The 15,461-nt window shown below is 68.2% G+C and carries 13 protein-coding genes and 1 rRNA gene; 11 read left to right on the top strand and 3 right to left on the bottom strand.

What is annotated here, in order from left to right; genetic code table 11:
- Nucleotides 1–71: 71 nt before the first annotated feature.
- The 3 genes from OIE13_RS16135 to OIE13_RS16125 form a co-directional block, all read right to left on the bottom strand.
- A complete protein-coding gene (locus OIE13_RS16135; protein WP_326647049.1) occupies nucleotides 72–650 on the bottom strand; it encodes a Uma2 family endonuclease in 579 nt (192 codons plus the stop codon).
- A 78-nt stretch (nucleotides 651–728) separates the two neighbouring features.
- Nucleotides 729–2,039, bottom strand: coding sequence for an MFS transporter (locus tag OIE13_RS16130; protein ID WP_326638859.1), 1,311 nt, complete (start codon nucleotides 2,037–2,039; stop codon nucleotides 729–731).
- An 81-nt stretch (nucleotides 2,040–2,120) separates the two neighbouring features.
- On the bottom strand, nucleotides 2,121–2,306 hold the full coding sequence (locus OIE13_RS16125) for a hypothetical protein (RefSeq protein ID WP_326638861.1): 186 nt from the start codon (nucleotides 2,304–2,306) through the stop codon (nucleotides 2,121–2,123).
- Nucleotides 2,307–2,579: 273 nt separating this feature from the next.
- Between OIE13_RS16125 and argC the strand changes: the two genes are divergently transcribed.
- From argC to OIE13_RS16070, 11 genes are all read left to right on the top strand, one after another.
- Entirely contained in the window at nucleotides 2,580–3,602 is a 1,023-nt protein-coding gene (gene argC, locus OIE13_RS16120) for an N-acetyl-gamma-glutamyl-phosphate reductase (RefSeq protein ID WP_326638863.1), read from the top strand.
- Nucleotides 3,599–4,753, top strand: coding sequence for a bifunctional glutamate N-acetyltransferase/amino-acid acetyltransferase ArgJ (argJ, locus tag OIE13_RS16115; protein ID WP_326638866.1), 1,155 nt, complete (start codon nucleotides 3,599–3,601; stop codon nucleotides 4,751–4,753). The genes argC and argJ overlap by 4 nt, the downstream gene beginning before the upstream one ends.
- Nucleotides 4,750–5,679, top strand: coding sequence for an acetylglutamate kinase (argB, locus tag OIE13_RS16110; protein ID WP_326638868.1), 930 nt, complete (start codon nucleotides 4,750–4,752; stop codon nucleotides 5,677–5,679). The genes argJ and argB overlap by 4 nt, the downstream gene beginning before the upstream one ends.
- A gap of 56 nt (nucleotides 5,680–5,735) precedes the next feature.
- Nucleotides 5,736–6,887, top strand: coding sequence for an acetylornithine transaminase (locus OIE13_RS16105; RefSeq protein ID WP_326647050.1), 1,152 nt, complete (start codon nucleotides 5,736–5,738; stop codon nucleotides 6,885–6,887).
- A complete protein-coding gene (argF, locus tag OIE13_RS16100) occupies nucleotides 6,877–7,857 on the top strand; it encodes an ornithine carbamoyltransferase (protein WP_326638870.1) in 981 nt (326 codons plus the stop codon). Before OIE13_RS16105 ends, argF begins: the two co-directional genes overlap by 11 nt.
- A gap of 8 nt (nucleotides 7,858–7,865) precedes the next feature.
- Nucleotides 7,866–8,360 (top strand): arginine repressor, encoded by a 495-nt coding sequence (locus OIE13_RS16095; RefSeq protein ID WP_326647051.1) that lies wholly within the window; start codon nucleotides 7,866–7,868, stop codon nucleotides 8,358–8,360.
- Nucleotides 8,361–8,429: 69 nt separating this feature from the next.
- The gene (locus OIE13_RS16090; protein ID WP_326830184.1) at nucleotides 8,430–9,638 is read left to right on the top strand and encodes an argininosuccinate synthase; all 1,209 of its coding nucleotides are present in this window, start codon (nucleotides 8,430–8,432) and stop codon (nucleotides 9,636–9,638) included.
- Between the two features lie 32 nt (nucleotides 9,639–9,670).
- Complete coding sequence (gene argH, locus OIE13_RS16085; protein WP_326638875.1) at nucleotides 9,671–11,089, top strand: argininosuccinate lyase; 1,419 nt, start codon at nucleotides 9,671–9,673, stop codon at nucleotides 11,087–11,089.
- Complete coding sequence (locus OIE13_RS16080; protein WP_326638877.1) at nucleotides 11,089–11,739, top strand: DNA-3-methyladenine glycosylase; 651 nt, start codon at nucleotides 11,089–11,091, stop codon at nucleotides 11,737–11,739. Before argH ends, OIE13_RS16080 begins: the two co-directional genes overlap by 1 nt.
- Before the next feature lie 228 nt (nucleotides 11,740–11,967).
- Complete coding sequence (tyrS, locus tag OIE13_RS16075) at nucleotides 11,968–13,236, top strand: tyrosine--tRNA ligase (RefSeq protein ID WP_326638879.1); 1,269 nt, start codon at nucleotides 11,968–11,970, stop codon at nucleotides 13,234–13,236.
- A gap of 677 nt (nucleotides 13,237–13,913) precedes the next feature.
- Nucleotides 13,914–15,436 (top strand): 16S ribosomal RNA (locus OIE13_RS16070).
- Nucleotides 15,437–15,461 lie beyond the last annotated feature (25 nt).

Raw genomic sequence — 15,461 nt, 5'->3', positions numbered from 1 at the left:
CCGGACGGACCTTCGTCCTGCGGGGCACCACCTGACCGATCCCCGCCATGGCAGGATCCGCGAGAAAGGGCTTAGAGCCGGTCGATCTCCGTCAGATCGATGTCGATGTCGAAGGGGGCCGAGATCTTGAGCCGGTCGTGGTGGATGCCGGTGAGAACGTAGGACCGGGCGAGCGGGTCGAGCTCGTAGACGTAGATCGCGGGCCTTCCCGACTGGTTCTCGACCAGCCAGAAGTGTGCGATGCCCGCCTCGGCGTACAGCGTCGGTTTGCGGTCGCGGTCGCGCCGCTCGGAGTCCGGCGAGATGACCTCCACGGCCAGCACGACGTCCTCCGCCCGGTAGAAGGTCTGTTCCGGGCTGTGCTCGGCGGAGGCGTGGATGACGCTCACGTCTGGTTCGGGCCGTTGCTGCCTGCCCAGCACGACGCTCATCTCCCGGCGCGCACGGAGATCGGCGGGCGCGGCGTGACGGAGGGCGCCGACCAGTAGATCCACCGCTCGCATGTGAAAAGAAGCCTGAGGACTCACGAAGACCAGGCTTCCATCTATTAACTCTGTGTGTGTAGGTAATTGCGGAATGCGATCGAGATCCTCGGCGGTGAACCCCTCCGGCGGGGGGAACACCCAGTCGGGCAGCGAGGACTCCGTCATCTCGGGGCTCCGTACGTCGACCGTCATGACCTCACAGTAGCAACAGGATTCCATTCTGTGAGGGTGGTTGCGGGTGCCTTATTCCTGGACGGGAGTGACTTTCTCGCGGTGGGCGCGTTCTCTGAGCGCGTGCTCGTCGGTGCGGGCGTCGTAGTCGCGGAACCTCGGTAGCAGCGCGGTCATCGCGGCCACCGCGCCGACGCAGAGCAGACCGCCCGCGCCCAGGGAGAAGCGGGTCCCGCCGAGCTGGGCCATCAGGCCGGCTCTGGCGTTGCCGAGCATCGGGCCGCTGGTGTAGGAGAGCAGTTCGATGCCCGCCAGGCGGCCGCGGAGCTCGTCGGGGATGGTCTGGTTCCAGATGGTCTCGCGGAAGATGCCGCTGATCATGTCGGCGGCCCCGGCCACGGCCAGGAAGGCGAAGATGCCCCAGACGCTGGGCATGAGCGCCGCCAGTGCCACCGCCACGCCCCACACGGCCGCCGCGACGATCACGCCGAGGCCGTGGCGGTGCACGTGCCTGGTCCAGCCGGAGGTGACCGAGGCGATCAGCGAGCCGACGGCCGAGGCGGAGAAGAAGAGCCCCAGGGCCTCGGGTACGCCGAATTCGTCGGCGAGGAACGGGTACAGCGCGGTGGAGAAGGCGAAGACCATCGCGGCGACGTCGACCAGGTAGGTGCCCATCAGGTCGGGGCGGCCCACGGCGTAGCGGACCCCGTCGACCAGTGACCTGATCGAGGCCGCGGGAGCGTTCTCCGGCTGCGGCCGGGTCCGCACCATCCGCAGCAGGACCAGGGAGACCAGGAAGGTCGCCACGTTGACGCCGTACGTGACGGCGACGCCGAACCAGGCCGCGATCAGGCCGCTGAGGCTCGGGGCGACGATGGCGCCCAGGTTCCACCTGAAGCCGCTGAGCGCGGCGGCCGCGGCCAGCTGGTCGTGCCTGACCACGCGTGGCATCAGCGCCTCCAGGCTGGGCCGCTGCAGGCTGCCCAGCCCGGCCGAGAGCGCGCCGACCACGTACAGCACCCAGACCTGTGGCTTCGGCAGCAGTGCGTTGACGGTCAGGATCAGGGCCGTGAGGCAGAGTCCCACCTCGGTGTAAAGGATGATCTTGCGCCGGTCGAGTGCGTCGGCGATCGCACCGCCCCAGAGCCCGCACACCACCATCGGGACGAACTCGGCCACGCTGACCAGGCCGACCGCCAGGTAGGAGCCGGTGAGCTCCTTCATTTGCAGCGGGACCGCGACCAGTGTCAGGAAGGTGCCGAACATTGTGACGACGCCGGAGCCGAAGAGCAGTCGGAAGTCGCGGGAGTCGCGGAGTGGGCTGAGATCCATCGCCAGGTGGCGGAGCAGGGTTCTGGCGGACCGATCGGCGTTCTCTGGCACGAACAGGTAGTTTCGGTGGTGACCTGCACGGAAGGCAACTCATTTTCCGGCAGGTCACCGCCGGGGCGGGCGCGGCGGGCGTCAGGAGCCCAGGACCTCCCTGCGCAGGTGGGTTTTGAGGATCTTGCCACCGGGGTTGCGAGGAAGTGTCGCGGGGGCGTGCTTCCAGGTTTTGACGGTCCCGCCGTGGCCGGAGACATCGTCCATCTCGAAAAGCTGTCCGGGGCCGGTGAGCCGGGCCTGGACCTGGTCATGGGTGACAGTCATACGTTCGCACTCCCGAAGGGGGGAAGGACCGGAGAACGCCACGATACTGACCAGTAGGTATGTGTAACAGTGCCGAAATGCCGACGATTGCCTCGTGCCCGCTATCGCGAGCCGAAAAGCATGATTTTTGCGACTTTCCTGCTGCTCTGAGGCATTTCAGAGTCCGGTAACCCTCACATAACCGGCTTGCATGACAATCCCTGGAGATGCATAATCTCTCTAGCAAGAGCATGAGTGAGTGTGTATGAACATGCAGAGATCACGGAGGGGCCGATGAGAGCGGCGATCGCGGGTGCCAGCGGCTATGCCGGAGGTGAGCTCCTGCGCCTGCTGCTGTCCCACCCCGGCATCGAGATCGGCGCGCTGACCGCGGCCTCAAGCGCAGGTACGGCCCTCGGTGCCCACCAGCCACACCTGACCCCGCTGGCCGGCCGGATCCTGCTGGAGACCACCCCCGAGACCCTCGGCGGCCACGACGTCGTCTTCCTCGCCCTGCCGCACGGCCAGTCGGCCGCCGTCGCCGAGCAACTCGGTGACGGCACCCTCGTCGTCGACTGCGGCGCCGACTTCCGGCTCACCGACCCCGCCGCCTGGGAGCACTTCTACGGCGGAACCCACGCCGGCACCTGGCCCTACGGGCTGCCCGAGCTGCCGGGCCGGCGCGAGGAACTGCGCGCGGCCACCAGGATCGCCGTACCCGGCTGCTACCCGACGGCGGTCACCCTGGCGATGTTCCCCGCCTTCGCCGCCGGCCTCGTCGAGCCCGACGTGGTGGTGGTCGCCGCCAGCGGCACCAGCGGAGCGGGCAGGGCGCCCAAACCGAACCTCCTGGGCAGCGAGGTGATGGGATCGGCCGCCGCGTACGGCGTCGGCGGCGTCCACCGGCACACCCCGGAGATGGAGCAGAACCTCTCCCCGCTGGCGGGTGAGCCGGTCACCGTCTCCTTCACCCCCGTGCTGGCGCCGATGAGCCGCGGCATCCTCGCCACCTGCAGCGCGCCCGCCGGAGCGGGCCTCACCCCGGCCATCCTGCGCGAGGCGTACGAGGTCGCCGCCAAGGACGAGCCGTTCCTACGGCTGCTCCCCGAGGGCCAGTGGCCCGCGACCTCGATGACCCTCGGAGCCAACACCGCCGCCCTCCAGGTCGTCCTGGACGAGCGTGCGGGCCGCGTCGTCGCCGTCGTCGCCATCGACAACCTGACAAAGGGAACGGCGGGCGGGGCCATCCAGAGCGCCAACCTCGCCCTCGGCCTGCCGGAAGAGCTAGGCCTTCCTCTCAATGGAGTCGCCCCATGAGCGTGACCGCCCCCCTCGGCTTCCGGGCGGCGGGTGTCGCCGCCGGAATCAAGTCCGGTGCCGCCCGCGACCTGGCACTGATCGTCAACGACGGTCCCTCCCGCGCCGCGGCGGGAGTCTTCACGGCCAACAGGGTGAAGGCCGCACCCGTCCTGTGGTCCGCACAGGTGCTGTCCGGGGGCCGGGTCCACGCGGTGGTCCTCAACTCCGGTGGCGCCAACGCCTGCACCGGGCCACTGGGGTTCCAGGACACCCATGCCACCGCGGAGAAGGTCGCCGGGGCACTGGGAGACTCGGCCGGCGAGATCGCGGTCTGCTCCACCGGCCTGATCGGCGAGCGTCTGCCGATGGAACCGCTGCTGGCGGGGGTCGACCTCGCGGTCTCCCAGCTCGCCAGGGACGGCGGGCTGGCCGCCGCCGACGCCATCCGCACCACCGACACCGTCTCGAAGATCTCCTTCAGGAAGGGAGCCGGCGGCTACATGGTCGGCGGCATGGCCAAGGGCGCCGGCATGCTCGCCCCCGGCCTCGCCACCATGCTCTCGGTGATCACCACCGATGCCGACCTGCCCGCCGAGCGGCTCGACGAGGTGCTCCGCAAGGTGACCCGGGTCACCTTCGACCGGCTCGACGCCGACGGTTGCATGTCCACCAACGACACGGTGCTGCTACTGGCCAGCGGCGCCTCCGGTATCGCTCCCGACCTCGCCGAGTTCGAGCAGGTCCTCCTTGCGGTCTGCGCGGACCTCGCCCGCCAGCTGCTGCTGGACGCCGAGGGCGCCTCCAAGGCGATCGCCATCGAGGTCGTCGGCGCCGTCTCCGAGGAGGACGCGGTCACCGTCGGCCGTACCGTCTCCCGATCGAATCTCCTCAAGTGCGCCATCCACGGAGAGGACCCCAACTGGGGCCGGGTGCTGTCGGCCGTCGGCACCACCGACGCCGTCTTCGAGGCCGACCGGCTCAACGTGGCCATCAACGGCATCTGGATCTGCCGGGGCGGTGCCGCGGGCGACGACCGCTCCAAGGTCGACCTCACCCCGCGCGAGGTGACGATCACCATCGACCTGTCGGCCGGCCCGCACTCGGCGACCATCCACACCACCGACCTCACCGCCGAGTACGTCCACGAGAACTCGGCGTACTCCTCATGAGGCAGGCCGAGGCACTGGCGAAGGCCACCACGCTGATCGAGGCGCTGCCCTGGCTCGCCAGCTTCCACGGTGCGACCGTCGTCATCAAGTACGGCGGCAACGCGATGACCGAGGAGCACCTGCGCGAGAAGTTCGCCGCCGACGTCGTCTTCCTGCGCTACGCCGGGCTCAGGCCGGTGATCGTGCACGGGGGAGGCCCGCAGATCAACGCGCACCTCGACCTGCTCGGCATCGAGTCCACCTTCACCGCAGGGCTCAGGGTCACCACCCCCGAGGCCATGCGGGTCGTCAGGATGGTCCTCGTCGGCCAGGTCAACCGCGACGTGGTCGGCCTGATCAACAGGCACGGGCCGTTCGCCATCGGCATGTCCGGCGAGGACGCCCACCTGTTCACCGCCGTACGCAAGCACGCCGTCGTCGACGGCGCCAACGTCGACATCGGCCAGGTCGGCGACATCGTCAACGTCGAGGCCGGAGCCGTGCGGGCGCTGCTGGAGGACGGGCGGATCCCGGTGATCTCCTCGGTCGCGCGCAGTGACGACGGCACCGTCTACAACGTCAACGCCGACACCGCCGCCGCCGCGCTCGCCGTGGCGCTCCAGGCGTCCAAGCTGATCGTCCTGACCGACGTCGAGGGCCTGTACCGCGACTGGCGTCCCGACGCCGTTGAGAACGAGGTCATCGACGAGCTGTCCGCCACCGAGCTGGAGAGGCTCCTGCCGACCCTGTCCAGCGGCATGATCCCCAAGATGGGGGCGTGTCTGACCGCCGTGCAGGGGGGCGTGCCGCAGGCCCACGTGCTCGACGGCAGGGTGCCCCACTCGGTGCTGCTGGAGATCTTCACAGACAAGGGCATAGGAACCATGGTGCTGCCGGACGCCCCCGTGGCGGCGGTCACCGCCCAGCCGAAGGGGAGCGACACGTGAGCCCGCAGGAAAGTCCCGCCACAGAGGCGCTCGCCACGCGCTTCGAGGCCGCCTTCATGGCCAACTACGGGGTACCCCCGGTGGCACTGGCCCGAGGCGAGGGCACGAGGGTCTGGGACGTCGACGGCCGCGAGTATCTCGACCTGATCGGCGGCATCGCGGTCAGCTCGCTCGGGCACGCCCACCCGGCGCTGGTGGAGGCCGTCTCCAGGCAGGTCGCCGTCCTCGCCCACACCAGCAACCTCTTCCTGCACGAGCCCGAGGTACTGCTCGCCGAGCGCCTGCTCGGCCTGCTCGGCGCCCCCGCCAGGGTGTTCTTCACCAACTCCGGCACCGAGGCCAACGAGGCCGCGCTGAAGCTCGCCATCAAGTACGGCAAGTCGAACGGCCGGACCTACTTCGTGGCCGCCGAGAACGCCTTCCACGGCCGGACCCTCGGTGCGCTCGCCCTGACCGGAAAGCCCTCCATCCGCGACCAGTTCGGGCCCTTCCCGGTTGATGTCCGTTTCGTTCCGTACGGTGACGCCGACGCGCTCAAGAGCGCGGTGACCGGCGAGTGCGCCGCGGTCTTCCTCGAACCCACCCAGGGGGAGGCGGGGGTCGTGCCCCCGCCCGAGGGCTACTTCACGGCGGCCAGGGAGATCTGCGACGCCGCCGGCGCGCTGCTGGTCGCCGACGAGATCCAGTCGGCGATCGGCCGTACCGGGCACTGGTTCGCCCACCAGCACGAAGGCATCCTGCCCGACGTGCTCACCCTGGCCAAGGGCCTCGGCGGAGGCATGCCGATCGGCGCCTGCATCGGCTTCGGCGCGGCGGCCACGGTCTTCACCCCGGGTGACCACGGGTCCACCTTCGGCGGCAACCCCGTCTCGACCGCCGCGGCGCTCGCTGTGCTCGACACGATCGACACCGACGGCCTGCTGGAGCACGTGCGCACCGTCGGCGCCGAACTCGCCGACGGCATCGCCGCGATCGACCACCCGCTGCTCGCCGGTGTCCGCGGCAGGGGCCTGTGGCTGGCCGTCCTGCTGACCGGCGACCGCTCCGCCCACTTCCAGACCGCCGCGCGGCGAGCCGGCTTCCTGGTCAACGCCCTCCAGCCCCACGCGGTGCGGCTCGCGCCCCCGCTGGTGATCACTTCCGCCCAGGTAGCCGCCTTCGTGGCCGCGCTCCCAGCCATTCTCGACGAGGCCGCCGATGTCCAGTAACCTCTCCGCACAGGCGCCCGTCAGGCACTTCCTGAAGGACGACGACCTCTCGTCCGCCGAGCAGGCCCGGGTACTCGACCTGGCCGAGGCCATGAAGAAGGACCGTTACGGTTACCGCCCCTTCGAGGGTCCGCGGACCGTCGCAGTCCTCTTCGACAAGCCGTCCACCCGCACCAGGGTCTCCTTCGCCGCCGGCATCGGCGAGCTCGGCGGCCTTCCTCTGATCATCGACGCCGGATCCTCCCAGATGGGCCGGGGTGAATCGATCGAGGACACCGCCCGGGTCCTGGAGCGCCAAGTGGGCGCCATCGTGTGGCGCACCTCGGGCCAGGAGAGGATCGAGGCCATGGCCTCGATCTCCTCGGTGCCGGTGGTCAACGCCCTCACCGACGAGTTCCACCCCTGCCAGATCCTCGCCGACCTGCAGACCATCAGGGAGCACTTCGGCAGGACCGCCGGCCTCACCCTGGCCTACTTCGGTGACGGCGCCAACAACATGGCCCACTCCTACCTGCTCGGCGGTGCCGTCGCCGGCATGCACGTGCGGGTCGCCGCTCCCGCCGGATACCTGCCGGACCCGAAGATCCTCCGGCAGGCCGCCAAGGTCGCCGAGGGGACCGGGGGATCGGTCGCCGTACTCGCGGACCCGGCCGAGGCCGCCGTGGGCGCGGACGTGCTCGCCACCGACACCTGGGTCTCCATGGGCCAGGACGGCAAGGAGCAGCGGATCGCCGACCTCATGCCCTACCAGGTCAACGCCGCGCTGGTGGACCGGGCGGCGCCCGGCGCCATCGTCCTGCACTGCCTGCCCGCCTACCGAGAGCTGGAGATCTCCGCCGAGGTCCTCGACGGCCCGCGGAGCCTGGTGTGGGACCAGGCCGAGAACCGGCTGCACGCCCAGAAGGCACTGCTGCACTGGCTGGTCTCGGCCACCGGTCCGGACGCGCCCGGAGGCGGGGCGGCCACGTGACGATCCCGATGACCAAGGTCGCCCGCCAGGCCAGGATCGCGGACCTGTTGCAGCGGCAGCCCGTCAGATCCCAGCCGGAGCTGGCCAAGCTCCTGCTGGAGAGCGGGGTCGAGGTCACCCAGGCCACCCTCTCCCGGGACCTGGACGAGCTCGGTGCGCTCAAGCTGCGCGCCGAGGACGGCTCCCTGGTCTACGCCCTGCCCGGTGAGGGCGGCGGCAGGATAAGACTGGCCAGGCTAGGCACCGGCGAGTCCCCGGCCGCCCGGCTCGGCCGGCTCGCCGAGGAGTTCCTCGTCTCGGCCGAGGCCTCCGCCAACCTGGTCATCCTCCGCACGCCACCGGGCGCCGCGCAGTTCCTCGCCTCCGCCATCGACCACGCCGACTGGGAGTCCATCCTCGGCACGGTCGCCGGAGACGACACGATCCTCGTCATCAGCCGTGACCCGGCGGGCGGGGCAGCGGTCGCCGAGGGGCTGCTAAGGCACGCCGACCGACGTATTTAGCCCGCTCAGGCGGGCGACGCCGGCACCATCTGAGACTTGTGACGAACGAATACCTTGGAGAGATCAATTATGACTGACCGGGTCGTACTCGCCTTCTCCGGCGGCCTCGACACCTCCGTGGCCATCCCCTTCCTCGCCGAGAAGACCGGCGCCGAGGTGATCGCGGTCGCCGTCGACGTCGGCCAGGGCGGCGAGGACATGGAGATCATCCGCAAGCGCGCCATCGACTGCGGCGCCGTGGAGTCCGTCGTCGTGGACGCCCGCGAGGAGTTCGCCACCGACTTCTGCGTGCCCGCCCTGCAGGCCAACGCCCTCTACATGGACCGCTACCCGCTGGTCTCCGCCCTGTCGCGGCCGCTGATCGTCAAGCACCTGGCCGCCGCGGCCAAGGAGTTCGGCGGCACCCACGTCTCGCACGGCTGCACCGGCAAGGGCAACGACCAGGTCCGGTTCGAGGCCGGTCTGGCCGCGCTCTACCCCGAGCTCAAGGTCATCGCTCCGGCCCGCGACTACGCGTGGACCCGGGACAAGGCGATCGCCTACGCCGAGGAGAAGAACCTGCCGATCGAGACCACCAAGAAGAACCCCTACTCGATCGACCAGAACATCTGGGGCCGGGCCGTCGAGACGGGCTTCCTCGAGGACATCTGGAACGGCCCCATCGAGGACGTCTACTCCTACACCGCCGACCCCGCCCAGCCGCGCGAGGCCGACGAGGTCGTCATCAGCTTCGTCAAGGGCGTCCCGGTGGCGCTGGACGGGCGGCACCTGACCCCGTTCCAGATCGTCGCCGAGCTGAACCAGCGCGCGGGCGCCCAGGGCATCGGCCGCCTCGACATGGTCGAGGACCGGCTCGTCGGTATCAAGTCCCGCGAGGTCTACGAGGCGCCGGGCGCCATCGCTCTGATCACCGCGCACATGGAACTGGAGAACGTCACGGTCGAGCGCGACCTGGCCAGGTTCAAGCGGTCGGTGGACCAGCGCTGGGGCGAGCTCGTCTACGACGGCCTCTGGTTCTCCCCCCTCAAGAAGGCCCTGGACGTCTTCATCACCGAGGCGCAGGAGCACGTCACCGGCGAGATCCGGATGACCCTGCACGGCGGCCGGGCCACGGTCACGGGCCGGCGCTCCGAGGCGTCGCTGTACGACTTCAACCTCGCCACCTACGACACCGGCGACACCTTCGACCAGTCCCTCGCCAAGGGCTTCGTCGAGCTGTGGGGCCTTCCCTCCAAGATTGCCTCCGCCCGGGACGCCCGACTGGGCCGATTGGGCTAAGGTCGCGGATTGAATGGGGAGGGAGAACAACGGTGACTGATGGTGGTAAGCCGATGCGGCTGTGGGGCGGCCGGTTCGAAGGAGGTCCGGCCGACGCGCTGACCAGGCTCTCTGTGAGCGTGCACTTCGACTGGCGGCTGGTTCCGTACGATCTGCTGGCCTCGCGCGCGCACGCCCGGGTGCTGCACCGCGCGAACCTGCTGACCGACGACGAGCTGGCTCGCATGATCGGTGCTCTGGACGACCTGGAGCGAGCCTGCAAGGAGGGTGAATTCCGGCCGACCGTCGCCGACGAGGACGTCCACACCGCGCTGGAGCGCGGCCTGCTGGAACGCCTCGGCACGCTCGGCGGCAAGCTTCGAGCCGGCCGAAGCCGCAACGACCAGGTCGCCACCGATCTGCGGCTCTACCTCCGCGATCATGTCAGGCACATCGTGTCCCGGCTGGTGGAGCTGGAGACCGCGCTGATGAGCCAGGCCGAGGAGCACGCCGAGACGGCGGCCCCCGGCATGACCCACCTGCAGCACGCCCAGCCGGTCTCCTTCGGCCACCAGCTCCTGGCGCACGTACACGCCTTCGCCCGCGACATCGAGCGGCTGCGCGACTGGGACAGGCGCGCGGCCGTCTCCCCGCTCGGTGCCGGGGCACTGGCCGGATCCTCCCTGCCGCTCGACCCGCAGGCCGTGGCCAGGGAGCTCGGCTTCGACTCCGCGGCGCCCAACTCGATGGACGCGGTCGCCGACCGTGACTTCGCCGCCGAGTTCCTGTTCGACGCGGCGATGATCGGCGTGCACCTGTCCCGGCTGGGCGAGGAGATCGTCCTGTGGGCCTCGCAGGAGTTCCGCTGGATCGAGATGGACGACGCCTACTCCACCGGCTCATCGATCATGCCGCAGAAGAAGAACCCCGACGTGGCCGAGCTCGCCAGGGGCAAGAGCGGCCGTCTCATCGGCAACCTCATGTCGCTGCTGACGACGCTCAAGGGCCTGCCGCTGACCTACAACCGGGACCTGCAGGAGGACAAGGAGCCGGTGTTCGACTCCGTCGACAACCTGCTGCTCGTCCTCCCCGCCATGGCCGGGCTCGTCGCGACCATGCGCGTCAACACCGCCAAACTGGAGGCCTCGGCCCCCGACGGGTTCGCGCTGGCCACCGACCTGGCCGAGCTGCTGGTCCGCAGGGGGGTCGCCTTCCGTGAGGCCCACGAGGCGGTCGGACACCTGGTCGTCTGGTGCCAGGTCAACGACAAGGACTTCGGCGAGCTCACCGACGACGAACTGGCCAAGGTCTCGCCGCACTTCACGCCCGACTCCCGCGAGGTCCTCTCGGTGCCGGGCGCGCTGGCCGCCCGCAAGGCGCACGGCGGTACGGCGCCGGACCGGGTCCGCGACCAGCTCGTCGCGCTCCGCGAGATCGTCGACGCCCAGGCGGCCTGGGCAATTGGGAACTGATGCCCGCTGACGAGCACGGCGGGCACTCGCTCGCCGCGCCCGCGCCGCTGGCGCGCGACTTCTTCGACCGGCCCGCTCACGAGATCGCTCCGGACCTGCTGGGACGGGTGCTCGTGCACGGGCCGGTCGCGCTGCGTCTCACCGAGGTCGAGGCGTACGGCCTGCCGGGGGAGGATCCCGCGTCGCACACCTACCGAGGCCGGACACCGCGCAACGCGGTGATGTTCGGCCCGCCTGGCCACCTGTACGTCTATTTCACCTACGGCATGCATTTCTGTGCCAACCTCACGTGCCTTCCAGAGGGGACGGGTTCCGGGATACTGCTCAGGGCCGGAGAGGTGATCTCCGGTGTCGGGACCGCTCTGACCCGGCGGAGCGCCGGAAGCGCCCGTGCCGTCCGGGAGGTCGATCTGGCCCGAGGGCCGGCACGTCTGGCGGTGGCGCTCGGCTTCACCCTCAAGCACAACGGGCTCGATGTCTGCGCCCCGGGATCGCTCTCCGTGACCGAGGGCGAGCCCGCCAAGGCCCCGTCCGTCCGGTCGGGGCCGCGTACCGGGGTCTCGTCGGGGAAGGAGACGCCGTGGCGTTTCTGGATCGACGGCGATCCCACCGTCTCGCCCCATCGCCCGCACGTCCCGCGCCGCCGGTAGGCCACCCGCGGATCCCTCCTCGCCTACCGGCTGGTCGACTCGTGCGTGAGGAGGGTTTCGCTGCGCTGAGCGGCCCATCGGCGGCCCATCTGGGCACATCGGGGCCCATCGGCGGTACAAGCGCGGTCGACTCGCGCGAGGAGGGTTTCGAGTGGCGCGACGGTGCTGCGATCGGGCAGGGTGTACGAGAGCGCTAAATGTCCCTTCGAGCATTGGAAAGCAAGGATCGTGACCGACATTCTGGATGACCTCGCCTGGCGCGGCCTGATCGCGCAGTCCACCGACATCGACACCCTGCGCGGGGCGATGGCCGAGGGTCCGATCACGGTCTATTGCGGCTTCGACCCGACCGCGCCCTCGCTGCACGTCGGCAACCTGGTCCCGTTGCTGACCCTCACCCGCCTGCAGCGGGCGGGCCACCGGGTCGTCGGCCTGGTGGGCGGCGCGACCGGCCTGATCGGCGACCCCAGTGGCCGGAGCACCGAGCGCTCGCTCAACTCCTCCGACGTGGTGGCCGAATGGGTCGCGCGGATCCGCGTCCAGCTGGAGAAGTTCCTCGACTTCTCGGATGAGACGGGCGGGATCCTCGTCAGCAACCTCGACTGGACCGAGGGCATGTCCGCGATCGACTTCCTGCGTGACGTCGGCAAGCACTTCCCGGTCAACCGCATGCTCGCCCGCGAGTCGGTCTCCGCACGACTGGGAGGGGAGGGGCTCAGCTACACCGAGTTCAGCTACCAGATCCTGCAGGCCAACGACTACCTGGAGCTGAATCGGCGCTACGGCTGCACGCTCCAGATCGGCGGCAGCGACCAGTGGGGCAACATCACCGCGGGAACCGACCTCATCCGCCGGGTGACGGGTGGCCATGTGCACGCCCTCACCGTGCCGTTGATCACCAAGGCGGACGGGACCAAGTTCGGCAAGACCGCCGGCGGCGCGGTCTGGCTCAACCCGGAGATGACCTCCCCGTACGCCTTCTACCAGTTCTGGCTGAACTCGGATGACCGGGACGTGGTGAAGTTCCTCAAGATCTACAGCTTCAGGTCCCGTGAGGAGATCGAGGAACTGGAGAAGACCGCCGCCGCGAGGCCCGCCGCGCGCGAGGCCCAGCGAGCACTCGCCGAGGAGTTCACCACGCTGCTGCACGGTGCCGACGAGTGCGCCGCGGTGATCGCCGCCTCGGCGGCCCTGTTCGGCCAGGGCTCCCTGGAGGAGCTGCCCGCGCGCACGCTTGGTGAGGCTCTCGCCGAGGTGCCGCGTGCCGAGGTCCCCGCACTGGGGGCGTCCTTTGTCGACCTGCTCGCCGAGAGCGGTCTGGTCAAGTCGAAGTCCGAGGCACGCCGCACTGTCAAGGAGGGCGGCGCCTATCTCAACAACAGCAAGGTCACCGACGAGGCGTACGTGCCGTCGGCCGATGATCTGCTCCATGGGCGCTTCCTGGTGCTCCGCAGGGGCAAGCGTTCGGTCGGCGGCGTCGAGATCGTCGAGGCCTGACCCCTCCTGCACTGTTGCCCTGCTCTTCTGCCAGGTCAAGGCGATGATTACCAGGGATGGGCGCCCCGGCTTCGGCCGGGGCGTCCGCTGTCCCACTGCGTAACTTTCCGGTAGCAAACATGCCCAGGTTCCTTAAGGGACCCCTCTGACCTGCGGTTTTACCAAGCGCGGCTGATTTGACGATGTTTCGGAAGGGGCATAGTCTTTTTAATGCCCCGGGAGCGAGCCGGACGCCCGAGTCGGCGGACGGGCCCCAGGGACACTCCACTGAACGAACTTGAGAGTTCGAGCCCCACGCAGACCACCGGAAAACCGGTTGATTCGCTGTGGCCCGGATGACACGGTAGGTTCAGCGGGTTGCCTCGAAGGTAGGGCAACGAAAATCCTAGTGAACTTGCAGGGTTTGTGAAAAATGGCTGAGAGCTAGCGATTTGACACGATCTTGACAAGCTGTAGGATTTAAATTACGAAACAGAGCGCCCCTGGTTCTCCGATCGAGTCCGGTCGGGACGACGGTGTACGCGTCCGTTTCTTGAGAACTCAACAGTGTGTTAAAAGCCAGTGCATGAAGCACAACCCTGTCCGACCTGCCCTTTGGGGTGGGAGGACGGATTCCTTTGGTTGAACATCCATCATGTGAGATGGGTGCTTTCAGCCGGGAGCAACTGTTCAGACATTGTTTGGAGAGTTTGATCCTGGCTCAGGACGAACGCTGGCGGCGTGCTTAACACATGCAAGTCGAGCGGAAAGGCCCTTCGGGGTACTCGAGCGGCGAACGGGTGAGTAACACGTGAGTAACCTGCCCCTGACTCTGGGATAAGCCCGGGAAACTGGGTCTAATACCGGATACGACACCTCCCGGCATCGGGTGGGTGTGGAAAGTTTTTCGGTTGGGGATGGACTCGCGGCCTATCAGCTTGTTGGTGGGGTAACGGCCTACCAAGGCGACGACGGGTAGCCGGCCTGAGAGGGCGACCGGCCACACTGGGACTGAGACACGGCCCAGACTCCTACGGGAGGCAGCAGTGGGGAATATTGCGCAATGGGCGAAAGCCTGACGCAGCGACGCCGCGTGGGGGATGACGGCCTTCGGGTTGTAAACCTCTTTCAGCAGGGACGAAGTTGACGTGTACCTGCAGAAGAAGCGCCGGCTAACTACGTGCCAGCAGCCGCGGTAATACGTAGGGCGCAAGCGTTGTCCGGAATTATTGGGCGTAAAGAGCTCGTAGGTGGCTTGTCACGTCGGGTGTGAAAGCTTGGGGCTTAACTCCAGGTCTGCATTCGATACGGGCTGGCTAGAGGTAGGTAGGGGAGAACGGAATTCCTGGTGTAGCGGTGAAATGCGCAGATATCAGGAGGAACACCGGTGGCGAAGGCGGTTCTCTGGGCCTTACCTGACGCTGAGGAGCGAAAGCGTGGGGAGCGAACAGGATTAGATACCCTGGTAGTCCACGCTGTAAACGTTGGGCGCTAGGTGTGGGGACCTTCCACGGTTTCCGCGCCGTAGCTAACGCATTAAGCGCCCCGCCTGGGGAGTACGGCCGCAAGGCTAAAACTCAAAGGAATTGACGGGGGCCGCACAAGCGGCGGAGCATGTTGCTTAATTCGACGCAACGCGAAGAACCTTACCAAGGCTTGACATCGCCCGGAAACACTCAGAGATGGGTGCCTCTTCGGACTGGGTGACAGGTGGTGCATGGCTGTCGTCAGCTCGTGTCGTGAGATGTTGGGTTAAGTCCCGCAACGAGCGCAACCCTTGTTCAATGTTGCCAGCACGCTCCTTCGGGGGTGGTGGGGACTCATTGGAGACTGCCGGGGTCAACTCGGAGGAAGGTGGGGATGACGTCAAGTCATCATGCCCCTTATGTCTTGGGCTGCAAACATGCTACAATGGCCGGTACAGAGGGTTGCGATACCGTGAGGTGGAGCGAATCCCTAAAAGCCGGTCTCAGTTCGGATTGGGGTCTGCAACTCGACCCCATGAAGTCGGAGTCGCTAGTAATCGCAGATCAGCAACGCTGCGGTGAATACGTTCCCGGGCCTTGTACACACCGCCCGTCACGTCACGAAAGTCGGCAACACCCGAAGCCCGTGGCCCAACCAGCTTGTCTGGGGGGAGCGGTCGAAGGTGGGGCTGGCGATTGGGACGAAGTCGTAACAAGGTAGCCGTACCGGAAGGTGCGGCTGGATCACCTCCTTTCTAAGGAGCATCGGCTGCGGTCGTC

The sequence above is a fragment of the Streptosporangium sp. NBC_01810 genome (assembly GCF_035917355.1).
In the GTDB taxonomy this organism is placed as follows: domain Bacteria; phylum Actinomycetota; class Actinomycetes; order Streptosporangiales; family Streptosporangiaceae; genus Streptosporangium.
The sequence above is the reverse complement of the archived record's forward strand: the minus strand, read 5'-3'. Positions and strand labels throughout refer to the sequence as shown.